Origin of the sequence: Natronolimnohabitans innermongolicus JCM 12255 (assembly GCF_000337215.1) — an archaeon.
In the GTDB taxonomy this organism is placed as follows: Archaea; Halobacteriota; Halobacteria; order Halobacteriales; family Natrialbaceae; genus Natronolimnohabitans; species Natronolimnohabitans innermongolicus.
In genome coordinates this window covers 86,383-102,969 of the sequence record NZ_AOHZ01000034.1, presented here as the reverse complement: position 1 = coordinate 102,969, position 16,587 = coordinate 86,383, and the positions used below count along the sequence as shown (strand labels likewise).

19 protein-coding genes and 1 rRNA gene are annotated in these 16,587 nt (G+C 64.4%); 13 read left to right on the top strand and 7 right to left on the bottom strand.

Annotation, left to right across the window (positions count from 1 at the left end; all coding sequences use genetic code 11):
• The 3 genes from rrf to C493_RS06820 form a co-directional block, all read left to right on the top strand.
• Nucleotides 1–102: ribosomal RNA gene (gene rrf / locus C493_RS06830) — 5S ribosomal RNA — on the top strand; the annotation flags it as partial.
• Between the two features lie 229 nt (nt 103–331).
• Nucleotides 332–610 (top strand): hypothetical protein, encoded by a 279-nt coding sequence (locus C493_RS22995; RefSeq protein ID WP_161606885.1) that lies wholly within the window; start codon nt 332–334, stop codon nt 608–610.
• A gap of 244 nt (nt 611–854) precedes the next feature.
• Nucleotides 855–1,727, top strand: coding sequence for a universal stress protein (locus tag C493_RS06820; protein ID WP_007258688.1), 873 nt, complete (start codon nt 855–857; stop codon nt 1,725–1,727).
• A 67-nt stretch (nt 1,728–1,794) separates the two neighbouring features.
• Here the strand turns inward: C493_RS06820 and C493_RS06815 are convergent, their stop codons facing one another.
• From C493_RS06815 to C493_RS06805, 3 genes are all read right to left on the bottom strand, one after another.
• On the bottom strand, nt 1,795–2,220 hold the full coding sequence (locus tag C493_RS06815; protein WP_007258687.1) for a universal stress protein: 426 nt from the start codon (nt 2,218–2,220) through the stop codon (nt 1,795–1,797).
• A 102-nt stretch (nt 2,221–2,322) separates the two neighbouring features.
• The gene (locus C493_RS06810) at nt 2,323–2,796 is read right to left on the bottom strand and encodes a universal stress protein (RefSeq protein ID WP_007258686.1); all 474 of its coding nucleotides are present in this window, start codon (nt 2,794–2,796) and stop codon (nt 2,323–2,325) included.
• Between the two features lie 47 nt (nt 2,797–2,843).
• Nucleotides 2,844–3,263 (bottom strand): universal stress protein, encoded by a 420-nt coding sequence (locus tag C493_RS06805; RefSeq protein WP_007258685.1) that lies wholly within the window; start codon nt 3,261–3,263, stop codon nt 2,844–2,846.
• A gap of 114 nt (nt 3,264–3,377) precedes the next feature.
• On the opposite strand from C493_RS06805, the gene C493_RS06800 reads away from it, so the two are divergent.
• The gene (locus tag C493_RS06800) at nt 3,378–4,235 is read left to right on the top strand and encodes a universal stress protein (RefSeq protein ID WP_007258684.1); all 858 of its coding nucleotides are present in this window, start codon (nt 3,378–3,380) and stop codon (nt 4,233–4,235) included.
• 39 nt (nt 4,236–4,274) lie between these two features.
• On the opposite strand, the gene C493_RS06795 is transcribed toward C493_RS06800, so the two are convergent.
• The gene (locus C493_RS06795) at nt 4,275–5,003 is read right to left on the bottom strand and encodes an SDR family NAD(P)-dependent oxidoreductase (RefSeq protein ID WP_007258683.1); all 729 of its coding nucleotides are present in this window, start codon (nt 5,001–5,003) and stop codon (nt 4,275–4,277) included.
• Between the two features lie 138 nt (nt 5,004–5,141).
• Between C493_RS06795 and C493_RS06790 the strand changes: the two genes are divergently transcribed.
• The 3 genes from C493_RS06790 (at nt 5,142) to C493_RS06780 (ending at nt 9,618) form a co-directional block, all read left to right on the top strand.
• On the top strand, nt 5,142–6,305 hold the full coding sequence (locus C493_RS06790) for a thiolase domain-containing protein (RefSeq protein WP_007258682.1): 1,164 nt from the start codon (nt 5,142–5,144) through the stop codon (nt 6,303–6,305).
• Between the two features lies 1 nt (nt 6,306).
• Entirely contained in the window at nt 6,307–6,678 is a 372-nt protein-coding gene (locus C493_RS06785) for a Zn-ribbon domain-containing OB-fold protein (protein ID WP_007258681.1), read from the top strand.
• Between the two features lie 120 nt (nt 6,679–6,798).
• Nucleotides 6,799–9,618, top strand: a complete 2,820-nt coding sequence (locus C493_RS06780; protein WP_007258680.1) for a cation-translocating P-type ATPase — start codon at nt 6,799–6,801, stop codon at nt 9,616–9,618.
• A gap of 163 nt (nt 9,619–9,781) precedes the next feature.
• On the opposite strand, the gene C493_RS06775 is transcribed toward C493_RS06780, so the two are convergent.
• Nucleotides 9,782–10,222, bottom strand: coding sequence for a pyridoxamine 5'-phosphate oxidase family protein (locus C493_RS06775; protein WP_007258679.1), 441 nt, complete (start codon nt 10,220–10,222; stop codon nt 9,782–9,784).
• A 98-nt stretch (nt 10,223–10,320) separates the two neighbouring features.
• On the opposite strand from C493_RS06775, the gene C493_RS06770 reads away from it, so the two are divergent.
• Entirely contained in the window at nt 10,321–11,079 is a 759-nt protein-coding gene (locus C493_RS06770) for a sugar phosphate isomerase/epimerase family protein (RefSeq protein WP_007258678.1), read from the top strand.
• Nucleotides 11,080–11,194: 115 nt separating this feature from the next.
• Here C493_RS06770 and C493_RS06765 read toward each other — a convergent pair whose 3' ends face one another.
• Complete coding sequence (locus C493_RS06765; protein WP_007258677.1) at nt 11,195–11,845, bottom strand: cytochrome b family protein; 651 nt, start codon at nt 11,843–11,845, stop codon at nt 11,195–11,197.
• Nucleotides 11,846–12,162: 317 nt separating this feature from the next.
• Complete coding sequence (fer, locus tag C493_RS24025; protein ID WP_007258676.1) at nt 12,163–13,398, bottom strand: ferredoxin Fer; 1,236 nt, start codon at nt 13,396–13,398, stop codon at nt 12,163–12,165.
• Between the two features lie 224 nt (nt 13,399–13,622).
• Here fer and C493_RS06755 point away from each other — a divergent pair, with 224 nt between their 5' ends.
• The 5 genes from C493_RS06755 to C493_RS06735 all read left to right on the top strand — a co-directional run bounded on the left by C493_RS06755 (nt 13,623) and on the right by C493_RS06735 (nt 15,982).
• Nucleotides 13,623–13,853, top strand: coding sequence for a hypothetical protein (locus C493_RS06755; protein WP_049889182.1), 231 nt, complete (start codon nt 13,623–13,625; stop codon nt 13,851–13,853).
• A 186-nt stretch (nt 13,854–14,039) separates the two neighbouring features.
• Nucleotides 14,040–14,291, top strand: a complete 252-nt coding sequence (locus C493_RS06750) for a hypothetical protein (RefSeq protein ID WP_007258674.1) — start codon at nt 14,040–14,042, stop codon at nt 14,289–14,291.
• 138 nt (nt 14,292–14,429) lie between these two features.
• The gene (locus C493_RS06745) at nt 14,430–14,834 is read left to right on the top strand and encodes a universal stress protein (RefSeq protein ID WP_007258673.1); all 405 of its coding nucleotides are present in this window, start codon (nt 14,430–14,432) and stop codon (nt 14,832–14,834) included.
• A 141-nt stretch (nt 14,835–14,975) separates the two neighbouring features.
• A complete protein-coding gene (locus tag C493_RS06740) occupies nt 14,976–15,395 on the top strand; it encodes a universal stress protein (RefSeq protein ID WP_007258672.1) in 420 nt (139 codons plus the stop codon).
• Nucleotides 15,396–15,499: 104 nt separating this feature from the next.
• A complete protein-coding gene (locus C493_RS06735; RefSeq protein WP_007258671.1) occupies nt 15,500–15,982 on the top strand; it encodes a hypothetical protein in 483 nt (160 codons plus the stop codon).
• Nucleotides 15,983–16,587 lie beyond the last annotated feature (605 nt).

The following is a 16,587-nucleotide window of genomic DNA, read 5'->3' as shown; positions in this document are numbered from 1 at the left end:
GGTGCCTCCCGTACCCATCCCGAACACGGAAGATAAGCTCACCTGCGTGTCAGTGAGTACTGGAGTGGGCGACCCTCTGGGAGAACTGACTCGCCGCCACCCATTCATACACATTCATTACATCCGATAGCTACTGCTATCGGCAATTCGGACTGAATTTGCAAAAGTACCTTCACAGCAGTCACCATTTCGAATAATACGTCGAGATTAGTATTCAGTGAGCGATACGAAGGACAATATTCCGAGTAATTGACTACAGCTCGGATGACAGCGAGTCGAATCGATCCTGTAGTGGATCTTCAGTTGCACTGCGTCCCGGTCGTTTCGGAAGTTGACGTGCCGTGAGAAGGTCGCCGTCTTTGAGCACGACGGTCAAGATATCGCCTTCTTCGACGAACTCGAGTTCGGATCGTGGTTCGACGTGCTGGTCGACGAGTTCACCGTCTCGTTCGAGGAGCAAGACGACGTGTTCGCCGTCGACGATTCGGTCGACGACGGCGACGTACCGCGTTGCGGAGCACGCATCGGTTACCGCATTCGAACGACCAGCAGTATCGCCGGCTGCACTAACGGTCGTTGTCGATGCAACGGCAGCGAGGCCGAGTGTTGAGAGAACGGTACGTCGTGTTCGATGTCGTCGGTTCGACATACGACCGTTGGCCGCGCCATCGGTTATAAACTCGAGGTCGGACCGTCGGCGGTCGTCAAACGAACTGTAAAGAGTGACGACAGTGGGTCTATCCAGCACGCGAACCGCGTACTCGAACGGCGACGGGGGACCGTCCACCGATCAAACGCTCGATCGCGTCGGGCCGGACACTGATTACGGTAGCAGCCGTTGGATGCATCCTACCATGGCAAACGATGACTCGACCGTAGAGGGGTCGCTGCTCGTGCCGATTGCGAACGAGGAAACGGCGGAGCGCCAGCTCGAGACGGCGATCGACATTGCGACCGATCGGTCGTATCGAATTCAGCTCGTGTACGTGCTCGAGGTACCGGTGCAACTATCGTTACAGGATGGTGTACGGTATCTCCTCGAGGACGAAACGACGGAGCTACTCTCGGAGGCTGCGGCACGCGTCGACTCTCGTGGAGTCCCGGTCGAACAGCGAATCCGGGTTGCTCGCGGCGTCGCGACGGGAATCGTCGGAGCGGTGGCGGAATACGACATCGATGCACTGGTGCTCGGGTGGCGTGGGCGGCCCCCGCGGCAGAACATCGTCCTCGGCGGTCATCTCGATCGAGTTCTGCGTCGCGCTGAGTGCGACGTGCTCGTCGAGCGAATCAAGACGCCGCGGCCCGAAACCGTCGAGTCGGTGCTGGTTCCCGTCGCTGGTGGTCCGCACACCGAGTTCGCGGCGGAGGCGGCGGCGTCCATCGCCCGTCAGAACGGTGCATCGGTGACGCTGTTACGCGTGTCCGATCCGGATGCGGCCGCGTCGTCCCGAGACGAGGCGGCGATACTCGAACGGACGACGACGGCGTTCGAAGGAGTGCAAGCGGTCGACAGAGAACTCCTCGAGGACGACGACGTGGCGGGGACGATCACGGACTGGACGGCGGATCACGACGTTACCGTTCTGGGTGTCTCTCGAGGGGGGTTGCTCCAGCGGAAGCTGCTCGGGACGATTTCGGAAGCGGTCGGGAGACACGCCGCCGGGAGCGTTATCCTGGCACAGCGGTACGATCCAGTTCCGTCGCGGCTTCGACGGTTGCTCCCGTAGACCGTGTGGTGTGGTTCGGTAGTTCGACTGCGGCGAGAACGGGAGGCGAGAAGCCACGTCCGCTTTGCTATCGGACGACGGTCACCGGTACGTCGGCGCGCCGGACGACGAGTTCGGCGGTGCTCCCGAGCGGGCGGTTAGGTCTGCCCGGACCGCGACTTCCCATGACGACCTGGTCGACGTCAGTATCGGCAACGTACGCGACGATCGTCTGTGGCGGGTTACCGACTGCGGTGTCCGTCTCGATCGTCGTGTCCTCGTCGACGGTGACGGTCTCGAGGGCGTCCGCGAAGAGATCGTCGGCCGAATCGCGTTGCTCGTCGTGCCACTCCTCGGTCAGTCGGGGCAGTCCCGCATCGTTCGGGGTGACTTCGAACGGATCGATCGCGTGAAAGAGAACGATTCTGGCGTCCGGAAACGTCTCGAGTGCGTACTCGAACGCTGTCTGTGCGTGTGACGAGCCGTCGTGTGGGACGAGGACCGTGTGTGACATCGTGGTGTGTTTCGGCCTCCGGTGCGTAAACTCTTGGCCCGGTTGCGGTTGCGGTCGCGGCTCGGATAGCGACTCGCGGTAGGACCCCACACGGGTTTCCGCTCAGTTTCGAGACTCGGGTGTGTCGGATTCGTCGGCGGGAACGACGAGGACGGGGATCGATGCCTGACGGAGCAGTCGATCGGTGGTGCTCCCGAGCAGCGCTTTCGATAATCTGCTGCGTCCCGTCTGACCGACGACGATCGTATCGATGTCGTTCTCGTCGGCGTACGTGAGGGCAACATCGGCAGGACGGCCGCGACGGATCGCCCCGCGGACGTCGACGTCGCGCGTCCCTGCCGTTTCGACGATTTCGTCGACGAGGTCAGTTTTCGCCTGGTGTAACTCGGCGACGTCGGCCACGTCGAAGCGCAGCGGATCCGTCGTCGTATCGAGCACGGAGAGGACGTGAACGGTCGCGTTCGTCCGGCTGGCATGCGCCAGCGCGCGCTCGAGCGCCGCCGTTGCGGCGTCGCTGCCGTCAGTTGGAACGAGAATCGAGCGGGGCGGATCGGCGACTCGGTCGGCGTTGGACATCGGTGGTCGTACGCCGTTCCAGTCGCCCGCGACGCATAATTGTTGAGTTATCGGACGACGATCACGGGGATCGGCGCTCGACGGACGACGTTTTCTGCAACGCTTCCGAGGAGAATCCGTGAGACGCCCTCCCGGCCGTGACTTCCGATCACGACGGTGTCGTACTCGCCGTCTTCGGCCCAATCGACGATTTCGTGATCGGGCCTCCCCGTGGCGGTTTCGGCGTCGATGTCGCGGTCGTGATCGGCGGCGACCGCCACTGCGTCGTCGAGAATCGTATCGCCGTGGTCGCGAGCGCCGCTTGGAATTCTGTCTTCGGTGTCTTCGAACGCCGCCCAGTATCCCTCGGGGATCGGAATCACGTACAGTGCGGTGACGTCGGCATCGGGAAACGTTTCGAAGGCGTACTCGAGGGCCGCCTCGGCCGGTTCGGAGCCGTCGTAGGGAACGAGGATGTGCTCGCTCATAGCGAGCAATACACCGCCGAATGATATATAGAATGGTGCCGTATCGGGGTCGGAGCCGGATTTATGTCGCCGCTCGTTCAACAGACGTGCAGGCGTTCGATCGCCATACGACTCATGCCACGACACGTTCTCGTTCCGCTCGACGGTGCCGACCGCTCGTTGGGTGCCCTGGAGTACGCCCTCGAGACGTTCCCGAACGCGTCGCTGACCGCGCTGTACGTCGTCGATCCGGCGAGAGATTCGGCTGAGATGGATCTCGAGCGACGCGGGGAACGGGTACTCGAGCGTGCCAGCGAGCGCGGGGCTGATCACGGTCGCGAAATCGAGACCGAACTGCAGACGGGGCTCCCACACCGCGAGATCCTCTCGCGGGTCGTCTGTACCGACGTCGATCACGTCGTCGTCGGCAGCCACGGGGAGTCGCCCGTGAGTCGCCCGTTTCTCGGGCGGGTCAGCGAGGCCGTCGTTCGGCGGTCGCCGATCACGACGACGGTCGTTCCCGAATCGGCGCGATCGATCCGCGAGCGCGACCTCCCGGGTCGCGTGCTGGTCCCGGTCGACGGGTCCGAGCAGGCCGAGGCGGCCCTCGAGTACGCCCTCGAGGCCTTGCCGAGTGGCTCCCGGACGGCACTGCACGTGATCTCGCTTCCGTTCGACCCCGACCGCGCGGCGGAGGGAACCTACCTCGACCGGATCCGTACCGCCCACGAGCGGAGCGCGGCGGAGGTTCTCGAGTCCGCACGGGCGATCGCCGACGAGCGCGGCGTCGGCCTCGAGACGGCGACTGCGTACGGAGATCCGTCGGAAGCGATCCTCGCCGAGGCGGCCGAGGGCGGGTTCGACCAGCTCGTCATGGGGATCCACGGTCGGCCGTTGACCGCTCGCCTGTTTACCGGGAGCGTCGCAGAGCGGGTCGCCCGCCGCGCTGAGCGAACGGTGACGCTCGTTCGGGGTCGCCCGTCGACGAATTGAGCGAACTGAGCGGCGGCCGCGAACCGCTTCGGCAATCCATCAGAACGCCGTCCAGCCGCCGTCGACGGGAATGTTCGCGCCGGTGATAAACGACGCGTCGTCGGAGGCCAGAAACGCGGCCATCGGCGCGATTTCCTCGGGCTGGCCGTGGCGATCCATCGGCGTCTTCTGCTCGAGGTAGTTGTAGAATCGTTCGTCCTCGAGCAGGTCTTTTGTCATCGGCGTTTCGACGAAGCCGGGACAGATGCTGTTGACGCGGACGCCCTGGTCGGCGTAGTCGACCGCGACCTGCTGGGTGAAGTTGACGACGCCTCCTTTCGCCGCCGAGTACGACGCCGCACCCTTTCCGCCGACGAGACCGTATATCGAGCCGAAGTTGATGATACAGCCGTTCGACTCCATGAGATGGGGCATCGCGGCCTTGGTTCCGTGCATGACGCCGTCGAGGTTGGTCTCGATCACCTGCTTCCACTCCTCGAGTTCCATCTCCTCGACCGACGTCTCGCTCCCGATACCGGCGTTGTTGACGACGATGTCGAGACCACCGAACTCGTCGACGGTGGTCTCGACCACCGTTTCGACCTGTTCGTACTCGCGGACGTCACACCGTTCGAACTGACAGCCGAGTTCGTCGGCCACTGTCGTGCCGGTGTCCTCGTCGATATCCGCGATGACGACGGTCGCTCCCTCCTCGAGAAATCGTTCGGTGACTGCTCGTCCGATACCGACTGCGCCGCCGGTGACAATCGCGGTCTTCTCCGTGAGCATTGCGACCGCTGGCTACAACGGGTATGTATAAATTGTTTCGTGCCAGAAAGAATACCGGAACATCGCGGCCACTGACCGATCAGGCCGTGTATCGGTAGCTGGAAGTATTACGTAGTGGATCGTCGTAAGGTGCGTCGCATGTCCGTTCAGATCGCTGGCGTAGCCAGCACGCCGTTTGGCGAACACCCCGGCTCATCGACCCGCGAACTGTTCACCGACGCCGCGCTCGAGGCGCTCGAGGACGCGTCGCTGTCGCCGGCTGCCGTCGAGGAACTGTACGTTGGGAACTTCATCGGCGACCTCACCGACGACCAGGCACACGTCGGCGCGATGCTCGCCGACGCTATCGGCGCACAGCAGGCCGCGTCGGTGCGGACCGAGAGCGCGTGTGCCTCCGCGAGCTCGGCCGTCCGATCCGGCGTCCAGGCCCTCGAAGCCGGCGACGCCGACGTCGCGGTCGTCGGCGGCGTCGAGTTGATGTCCGCGAGCGGGCTCGGCGAGGTCACCGACGCGCTGGCAAACGCCGCGGACAACGAGTACGAGAACGAGGCTGGACTCACGTTTCCCGGTATCTACGCGCTGATGGCACAGGCCTACCTCCACGAGTTCGACGCCACGCAAGCGGATCTCGCGGCCGTCGCGGTCAAGAACTACGAGAACGGCGTCTCGAACCCGCTCGCACAGCGCCAAGAGGAGACGACAGTCGAGCGTGTACTGGACTCGCCGCCGATCGCGACGCCGCTGAACCTCGGCGACTGTTGTCCGATCACCGACGGTGCAAGCGCTGCCGTCCTCGTCAGCGACGCGTTCGCCGACGAGCACGGCCTCGAGACGACAGTTACGTTCGCGGGTAGCGGCCAGTCGAGCGACTCGCTCGCGTTACAGGACCGACCGGACCTCGCGCGGACGCGGGCCGCCGAGCGGGCGGCCGAGGACGCCTACGAGCGCGCCGGCATCTCCGCCGACGACGTCGACGTCGTCGAACTCCACGACTGCTTTACGATCGCCGAAATCCTCGCCGTGGAGTCGCTCGGATTCTTCGAACGCGGCGAGGGCGCTCGCGGAGCCGTCGACGGCGAGACGGCCGTCGGCGGACGAATCCCGATCAATACGTCGGGCGGGTTGCTGGCGAAGGGCCATCCCGTCGGTGCGACCGGCGTCGCACAGCTCGTCGAGATCACGAAGCAACTCGAGGGGCGCCACCCCAATCAGATCGACGATCCGAGCGTCGGACTCACGCACACGGTCGGCGGCAGCGGGGCGAGTTGCGTCGTCAACGTCCTGCGGACGGGGGGTGCGTAAGATGCAGCCGTGGTTCGTCGAGTTCGCCGAACGTATCGACGACGGCGACCCGTTTTACCTCGCCTGCGAGGAGTGCGGAGCGGCCGCTTTACCGCCGCGGTCGGTCTGTCCCGACTGCGGCACGCAGACGCTCGAGGAGCGCTCCCTGTCGGGGACGGCGACGGTCGCAGCGTCGACGACGATCTTCAGTTCGATTCCCGAGTACGCCGACGACACCCCCTACACCATCGTCATCGCGACCTTCGACGAAGGCGTGCGGCTGACGGGTCAGCTCCGAGATGTCGAAGAGATCGATCGCGGCGAGACGGTCGCAGTCGACGTCGAGTCCCGCGGTGAGGACGCGTGGCTCGTGACGTTCGCACCGACCGGCTGACGCCGGCTGCGCTCACACCCATCTCTCGACTGCCGGCAGCGCGTATCAATCGCCGTCGGACATTCTCGTTCGGCGTGGATTTCGATTAAGTACACTCATCGTGTCATCGAGGACGTACGCGTGTCACGTTCAGAATACTCCGAGCGGACCGAGTCAGCGACGAATCACAACTGGCACTCACGGCCGCTCGAGGACGTTTACGACGAGCTTGGATCGTCCGAGCGGGGACTCGACGCGGCCGACGCAAGCGAGCGCCTCGAGCGCGAGGGACCGAACGCGATCGAGGGCACGGAAGGAATATCGCCGCTCCGGATCCTCGTAGAACAGTACACCTCGGCGCTGATCTGGGTGCTAATCGTCGCTGCGATCGTGATGGCCGCCGTCGGGCACACGATCGACGCGGCGGTCATCGCCGGCATCGTCGTCTTCATCACGCTGTTCGGTTTCGTCCAGGACTACCGAGCCGAGCAGAGTATCCAGGCCCTAAAGGAGATGTCGACGACGTACGCGATCGTCAGACGCGACGGCGAGAAGACGGAACTCGATGCGACGAAGCTCGTTCCGGGCGACGTGATCTTCGTCGAATCGGGCGACATCGTCCCCGCGGACGCCCGCATCGTTTCGGAGTCGAACCTCAGCGTCGACGAGGCCGCGCTGACCGGCGAGAGCGTCGGCGTCTCGAAAGCGGTCGGCGAAGTCGACCCGGAGACGTCGCTCGCCGAGCGCGATAACATGCTGTACAAAGACACCGTCGTCGAGCGTGGTTCCGGGACGGCGGTCGTCGTCGAGACCGGTTCCGAATCCGAGATCGGACAGATCGCGACGGCGCTCGAGGAGGCCGAAGACCGCGACACGCCGTTCCAGTCGGAGATGGACCGGCTGGGGAAGATCATCGCCGGCGTCGTCGTCGCCGCCGTCGCCGTGATCGGAATCGCGGAGCTCGTCGTCGGCGAGACGGAACCGCTGCAGGTGTTCCTGACAGCGGTCGGCATCGCCGTCTCGGCCGTTCCCGAGGGGTTACCCGCGGTCGTCACGCTCTCGCTGGCGCTCGGCGCCCGGCGGATGGCCGACCAGAACGCGCTCGTCCGCCGGCTGCCGATCGTCGAGGCGCTCGGCTCGGTCGACGTCATCTGTACCGACAAGACGGGCACGCTCACCGAGGAAGAGATGACGGTCCAGCAGATCGCCACCGGCGGAGACGTATACGAGGTGACCGGCACCGGCTACGACACCGACGGCGAGTTCCGCAGCGACGGCGAGTCGGTCGACGAGGCGCACGTAGCCGAAGTGTTGCGTTGTGGAATGCTCTGTAACAACGTCGATATCGGGACTCGAGAGCGCGAGGAAGGCGGTGATGGCGGAGCGAGCGGGGGCGACGACGGTGACGGCGACGACGAGCGGACCTACCTGGGCGATCCCACCGAAATCGCGCTGTTCGTCGCCGCACAGAAGGCCGGCTTCGATCACCGCGAACTCGCTGCGGAGTACCCCCGACTCGGCGAAGTCGAGTTCACCTCCGCCCGAAAACGGATGACGACGGTCCACGAGACTCCGGACGGCGATACGGTCGCGTACATGAAAGGGGCGCCCGAGACCGTTCTCGAGCGCTGCGATCGCGAACTCGTCGATGGCGAGATCGTCGACCTCACGGACGAGCGCCGTACGGAGATCGAGCGGCGCAACGAGACGTTCGCCGAGGACGCGCTGCGCGTGATGGGCTTTGCGTATCGACCCGACGTCCCCGACGCGCAGGCCGAATCGCCGGACGACGGCGTCGAGCGCGAGATGGTCTTTCTCGGCCTGCAGGGAATGCTCGATCCGCCCCGGCCCGAGGTCTCCGGCGCGCTCGCGGGCTGTCTCGACGCCGGGATCAACGTCGTGATGATCACGGGCGACAACGCCGTCACCGCGCGGGCGGTCGGCGAGGAGATCGGGCTGCGGTCGACGCGGGTGATCACGGGCCCCGAACTCGAGGAAATGGACGACGACGAGTTGCGCGAGGTCGTCGACGACGTCGACATCTTCGCGCGGACGTCGCCGGACCACAAGACGCGTATTTTGCAGATGCTACAGGCGAAAGGCCATACGGTCGCGATGACCGGCGACGGAGTCAACGACGCCCCCGCGGTCAAGAACGCCGACGTCGGCGTCGCGATGGGGATCCGCGGGACGGACGTCACCGAGCAGGCCTCGGACATCGTCCTGCTGGACGACAACTTCGCGACGATCCGGGACGCGGTCAGGGGCGGCCGGCGGATCTTCGACAACGTTCGGAAGTTCGTCAACTACCTGCTGTCGGGCAACGGCGGCGAAGTGACGATGGTCTTTACGGGGTCGATGGCCGGCCTCGGCCTCGTCATCACGCCGATTCAGATCCTCTGGATCAACGTCGTCACCGACGGTATTCCCGCGCTCTCGATGGGCGTCGATCCGCCCGCCGACGACATCATGGAGCGCGATCCGCGGCCCCCGGACGAGGGCGTCATCACCGACCGGATCTTCACGTCCATTGTCGGCATCGCGCTGTTTATGACGGTCTGTCTGCTCCCGCTGTTTACGCTCAACTACTTCGGCGAACTGATTCCGGGGTACGACGTGACCGGGGCCGCGGTGGGCTGGAGTCCCGGCTACGAACCGAGCCGCGAACTCGCCCAGACGATGGTGTTCACCGGCTTCGTCGTCTTCGAAATCGTCCGCATACAGGCGATCCGGTTCCGGTACGGGCTCGGCATCTTCTCGAACCGCTGGCTCGTACTCGCGGTCGGTGTCGCGGTCGCACTCCAGTTGCTCGTCCTCTACACGCCGACCGGCCAGTTGCTGTTCGACGTCGAACCGCTGGGGCTCGTCCACTGGGCCCAGATCGCGGCCGCCGCCTTCGTCTTCGCCGTGCTGATGGCCGTCTTCGTGAAGGTCCAGGACCGATACTTCGATCGGTACTGAGCGTCCGTTCCGTTCGGTCGCTCTCTCCGTTTCCCCTCGAAATCCCTCGAAAGTGGTCGGCCGCGCGTACGGCTGCAGGACCGATGTACCGGTGTGATCCCAGGAGAGGGGGCCGGTTGTGCCCGGAAATGACACGCAGGAAACCGCAGTACAGCAGTCCGTCTCACTCGAGTGCTTTCCGGCCGGTGATGGAGTCCGGAACCAGCCGGAAGTCGTGAAACGGAATCTCCTCCCGAGGCCGGTCGAAGATATCGACGGTCGGTATCGAGACGGCCCACATTCGCTGGACCGCCGCCGATTCCGGCGGCAGGTTCGCCAGTTCCTCGAGCGTGCCGCTGGCGACGACGCTGTGCCACGTCCCGTCTCGCTCGCCGTGGACGACGAACGACGCCGGATTGCCGACGAGCTCCGACTTCGAACTCCCCGGCGGGAACGAGAGCTTGAAGTAGAAGTGTTCGGGCTCGTCGAGGTAGCCGTAGGAGACCGGCAGCGAGGCCGGTGGCTCGGCTTCGTCCGTCCCAAAGGAGAGGACGCCGATGCCGCCGTCGCCCAGGAATTCGGCGCGTTCGTCGCTCGGAAGTTGTACCCATCGCAGTCCCGTCATACTGCTGCCTACGACGCGGACGGCAAAAAAGGCGGGTGCGGCGACCACGGGCCGAACACCGCCAGCGCGTTTATATGACTGTCGCCGCATCTCCACGTATGGACGTCGGCCTCACCATCGGCGACTCGCTCGATCGACTGGACGCGACGATCGAGGGCTTCGATCTGGCGGAGCTCTCGATCGGCGAAGGAACCGCTCCCGAGGAGATCGATGCAACCCGTCTCGAGTCGCTCCTCGACGATGCTGACGCGGACCTCTGTGTCCACCTCCCGTTCAAGCAGGACGTCGTGACGCCGGTCCCCGTGATCAACGACGCGATCGTCGACTACCTGACGCGCCTGCTCGAGTGGGCGGGCGAGGCGAACGCACGGAAGGCGGTTCTGCACGGAACGGCGCGCAATCCACACGACATGGATCTCCGCCCGCTCTTTGCCGACCAGCTCGCGGCGATCGACGCGGCCGCGGCCGACGCCGGCGTCGAACTGGTCGTCGAGAACGTCGGCCACCAGAAGCGCGGACTGCAGTTGTCGGTGCTCGGCGACCTCGCCCGGGAGACGGGAACGTCCGTCTGTTTCGACGTCGGCCACGCCTACATGGAAGACGGTAACGACGGCGTCGATCGATTTCTCTCGGGCTATCGAGACCTCGTCTCGCACCTTCACGTCCACGACGCGCGCAGCCGCGGCGACACGCACATCCCGATCGGCGCGGGCGAGATCGACTACGACGTCGTCACGGACCATCTCGCCGGCTTCGACGGCACCGTCGCGGTCGAGGTGTTCACTGACGACGTCCCGCTGCTCCGGGAGACGGCCCGACGGGCGAGGGCGGCGCTCGAGGCCGACAGCGAACCGTAACACCGGATCGAGCCGGCCGATCCGACGCTGACGTTCACAGAGAAGCAGCGACGGACAGGGCCCCGAGCGCGGCGTCGGCGTCGGCTCTCGAGGAACGAGGCGCCGAGACGACCGCTCACAGGTCCGGCGGATACTCGCCGGTCTTCCGGTACTCGGAGACGACGGCGACGAACGCGACCACGTGGAGCGCGACGACGATGACGATCATCGCGAGGTAAATCAGGTGGAGCGGATCGTCCGAGGGAAACCCCATCTCCTCGTACGGACGGAGGTACGCCCGATCGTAGCCGTGGACGGCCACGAGCCAGAAGATGACGTACGTGCCGTGGCTCTGGTGCCACTTCCAGGCTTTCGGTCCGAGGTAATCGTAGGCCCGGTTGTTGGACGTAAACGCCAGCACGATCGCGATGAGGACGGCAACCATCGCACCGAACGCCCACGGACTCATGTCGACGAGATAGCCGACGACGTCCCAGTCGCGCGCCCAAAAGACGAACAGCACGTGGATAACGGACCAGATCGCAAACCAGATGCCCAGCTCCGACCGCCAGTTCACGGGGAAGTTCCCGGAAAACCGCTGCCTGATCGACGGACGGATGCGCACCAGCGGACCGATGATCATCACGACAAACAGGATGAAGAAGGGAACGCCGGCGACGACTCGCTGGCCGCGGTATCCGATGCCCCACAGCAAAACCGCCACGGCGACGCTGGCGATCGCTACGCCCAGATGATGGGTGAGTTCGTTGGTAGTGTCAGAGGTCATGATTGATCCGCGTCACGTATCTCGAACGGACATCGATCACTCAAATAAAACTGATCCCGTTCCTCACGGCCGTGTGCAGCGAAACGGTATCGTGATCATGAACGTTACTGCACACCTGACCGCACGGCAGTGTTCCCGTCAGCGCGTGTATGCTTCTAGGACGGCGATAATTGACCTGAACCGCGGCAGTATCCGAACTTCGAACCACGGAGTACGTCCACCGTCCGGATTGGAGCGATCTAGCGAGAGTGACGGTGAAAACGGAGTCGTAGCCAGTGCGACGCGAGAGCCTGGATGACATGACCGTGGAGAGTCGGTCAGATAACCCGATCCTGGAGTCGGTCGAGGTGCTTTGCGTTGTAGACCAGTCGCAACGAGTCGCTCGCGGGCGTCGCGACGCAGGTCAGGCGTAAATCCTCCTCCTCGACCTCCTCGTCGGAGAGACTCCGCTGGACGTCCATCTCGAGGTCGCCCTCGAGGACGACCGCGGCGCAGTTGACACAGCCCCCGGCCCGGCAGTGAAACGGCCAGTTCAGGCCGGCCGATTCGGCCGCGTCGAGGACGTACTCCTCGCGGCCGGCCTCGAACGTCCCGTAGGCGTCTGCCTCGAGGTCGGCCGCGTCGGCCCGCTCGAAGGGGTCGTCGTCGATCGACCAGCCGCGTTCGTCGACGACTCGATAGTCGAGGTACTCGACGGTTACCGGCTTCGTCCGCGGTGCGCTGAGTCCGATCACCGGGACGTCCGCAAACCGGACGACGCGTTCGGTCGTGCTTCCGAGGAGGTACCGCCGGAGTCCGGTCTCCCCGTGGGTCCCCATGACGATCCCGTCGACGTCGTGTTCGGCCGCGACCGCGAGAATCTGCTGGTCGACCCGTCCGCTGGGTGTCGAGACGTCGACTGACGCCAGTTTCGAATCGCGAACGCGCTCGAGGGCGTCGTCGACCGGTTCGAGGCCGACCGTCTCCTCGTCGGTATCCGACGCGCCGTACGTCACCGTCTCGTCCTCGAGCGGCGCCTCGTCGCTGACGTGTACCAGGTGAAGCCGGCCGTCGGTTTCGGTCGCGAGGTCGATCGCGTGTTCGAGTGCGGTCGCCGCGCTGTGGCTGCCGTCGATCGGCACCAGCAGTCGATCGAACTCGCGCTCGAGGGCGGTCTCGTCGTGGACCGTCGCGACCGGAACGGACGACTCCCGTAACGTCTGCTGGGCGACGCTGCCAAGCAGGAACCGATCGAGGCCGCTGCGGCCGTGGGTACCCATCACGACGAGGTCGACGTCGTGTTCGTCCGCGTACTCGAGTAACTCGCTATGGATAGCGTCTTCCGGGTCACGGACGCTCGTCGTCACGTCGATGCCCTGCCCGTCCGCGCGCTCGGCGAGGTCCTCGACCGCCTGCTCGCCGTCGCCGTCGTCGCCGCCGAGGAGTCCGCCACCTTCGGTCACGTGAAGGGCATGAACCGTCGCGTCGAACCCGTCTGCGAGTTCCAGCGCGTACTCGCCCGCTCGGTCGGCGACTGCGCTTCCGTCCGTTGGAACGAGAATGGTCTCGTACATCTCGGTTACGTCTGTTCTACGGCCGTCCGGAAGTAGCTCTAGGCCGTCGGCTGCACTCGACGGGCCCCACGCTCGAGGCGGCGAGGGCGACCAGCGTCGAGAGCGAAGCGATGTCGGTCGTGTTCGGCCCGAAAACGAACAACACGGTGTAACGACCGGGACGATGAAAACGACGAGCGTGTCCGACCGGGCGACTTAAGCATTGTGGAGCGCTACCAATAGACATGAGGTATTTGAACTGGCAGTGTCGGCTGTACGGCCACGACTGGCGCCACCCCTGGGAGCACGAGGTTATCGTCGGTGACGAACAGCGCGTGGTCTATCCGCTCCGATGTCCGCGCTGTGAGAGTATCCGACTCCTGGACCGCAGCGGTCGCCGGTGGCGGCCGGACGACGAGAACGGTCCGTCGGTTCACGACCGAGCGCTCGAGGTCGACTCGAGGCGGCGACCGTAATCGACTCGAACCGAGAGTCGAGACTCGGGACTCGTGTTTCGCGTCTCGCGTCTCGAGCACGTGGACGACGGAGGCGAAGACATTCGAGTGGAGAAGGAGCGCTGAGATGTCGGCGTGTTCCCGACCGTCGGGAACGCCCGTTGGTTCTTCGTCGGTCCGGCTCGTAGAGGAATGCAGGTGCTACCAGTGATCTCCTACTACGACAAGATCCTCGTCGGGATCGCGGGCTGCGTCCTGGGGGGAATTCTGCTCGGGGTGCTGACCCCGATTCCCTTCGAGAGCGGGCTCTTTCTCGGGGCGATCACCGCGAGCGTGTTCGTCTACGACGCCATGTTCCGGAATCCGCCGCTGCAGACGACGGATCCGCGCGTCGCGGCCGCGGTGATCGTCTGGCACGCGGCGTTGTTCGTCCTGGCGATCGGTGCGGTCGTCGAGTAGTTCCACCGCGCGCTCGAGACGATCGTTGCCGCCGTAGTTCGCGCCGTCGAGGGCCCGGCGTGGTACCCGATCGTCACCGGTCGCCGGCTCGGACGACTGTAACGTATATGTGATCGCCGGTAGTGACTACGCACGTCCATGTACGACACGATACTCGTCGCCACGGACGGCAGCGAGCCGGCGGATCGCGCGATCGATCATGCGCTCGATATTGCGTCCACGTTCGACGCGACGCTTCACGCGCTCTTCGTGGTCGATACGCGCCGGTACGGGAACACGATGCTCGAGGATTCCGAGGCGACCCTTTCGGATCTGAACGAGCGCGGCCGAGACGTGTTGTCGACGATCGAGGGTGAGGCCGCCATCAACGTGACGACGGAGCTCCGCAACGGGGCACCACACGAGCAGATCGACGCGTACGCGAGAGAGATCGACGCCGACCTGATCGTGCTCGGCCACCGCGGACTCACGTCGGGCGACGAGATCGGCAGCACCGCCGAGCGCGTCGTCAGATACGCCGAGCGGCCGGTGATTACGGCCTAACGTCGCGGTGACGTCGGCCTCGAAAGCGGTCCCACGCGGTCCCACCTCGGGCAAACGTGTCGTGTTCGGGTCGCTATGAAACCTATCAGCGAACACGGTACAAGCTATTTGGCAGCTTTCGACGTTGCTACCGATGCACCGATGTACGAGACGATCCTCGTTCCAACGGACGGTAGTGATCCGGCAAACCGAGCGGTCGAACACGCGCTGGCGATCGCCGAACGGTACGGCGCCGACGTTCACGCGCTGTACTGCGTCGAGACCCATCGATACGGCGAACCGGCCCTGAGCAGCGCCGAACTCGTCCTCGATCGCCTCGAGGATCAGGGCGCAGCGATGCTCGACGAACTCGGCAGTCGGGTGGACAACGTCGGACTCGAGTACGGGTCGACCGTCTGTCACGGCCGTCCCTGGGAAGAGATTCGCGAGACGGCCGACGAGGTCGGCGCCGACCTGATCGTGCTCGGCTTTCAGGGACAGAGCCACGAGCGACCGGGGAAAATCGGCAGCGTCGCCGAGCGCGTCGTTCGATACACCGATCGACCGGTGTTGACCGCCTGATAGTGGCCGCGCGACCGTCCTTCGGTTTCGCACACAGTATCGCGTGACTGTCTCTCGAACCGCCAAAACACCATTATTACTGTCGGAGGAGTGGGTTCAGTGTCATGACGGAGAGCGAACGGTACACTCGACGAACGGTACTGATCGGCACTGGCGTCGCGGGCACGACGGCACTCGCCGGTTGCGCCGGTCCTGGCGACGAAGACGAAGAGAACGATAACGGAGCGGAAAACGGTCTCGAGGACGCAGACTGGGAAGACGTCGACGAGTTCTACTTCGAGGGCGTCGTCGAACACTGGGGCGGAATCGAACCGGAGTTCCTCGAGGGCACGGAGAATCCGACGCTTACGCTCATCGAGGGCCAGGAGTACGACTTCAGGTGGGTCAACGGCGACGGCATCACGCACAACTTAGAGATCCGCAACGAAGACGGTGATATCGTCGATGATTACCAGAGCGAAGACGTCGAAGAAGAAGGCGAAGAGACGACGCTCGAGGGCGTCGTCGCCACCGAGGAGATGACGACGTACATCTGTACGTACCACGAAGCGACGCAGGTCGGAGACATTACCGTCGAATCCGAGTGAGAGACGCTATTTTGGAATCGGTCGACGCGTTGTAACGTCTGCCTTCGGTTTCTCGGAGGGATTGTGATCCCGCCGTCTCGCGACAGTTGCGTGACGACCGCGGATGCGCCATCACGACGACGTCGGCCCGTCTTCGTCACAGAGATTGGCCCGTCTACCACCGGAGAGAGTGGTCGGTGTCGTTTCGTCTGCCACCACGAGGCGGCCGGCGGAGCGCGTCCGATCCGCTTGCTTGGGTGTGTTTGAATACCGTCATGTATGTGTTCGATACGGTGCCGTTTCATGGACCGCTTGCCAGCGCACCCAGTATATGGTGGTTCTTTTCTAGCTCCGTTACTACCATACGAGCGTAAAAGACCCATTCATTCAACGACAGATTATCTCCTCACCGGACGAGCAAATGTGTTCTTCAACTGTCTATTCGGCGGCCGCGAACGGCATTGTCTCGCTCGAGTCGACGCACTCAGCCACGGTGGCGTTCGACTCGAGCACCTCGAACGAACCGGACTACTGACACCACGTCCAGACCACATCCCAGCGAGCCCGTCGATACTGACGGACGGCATCCGGCGGAGACGACGTCCCTCGAAGTTATTGTGCGCGGG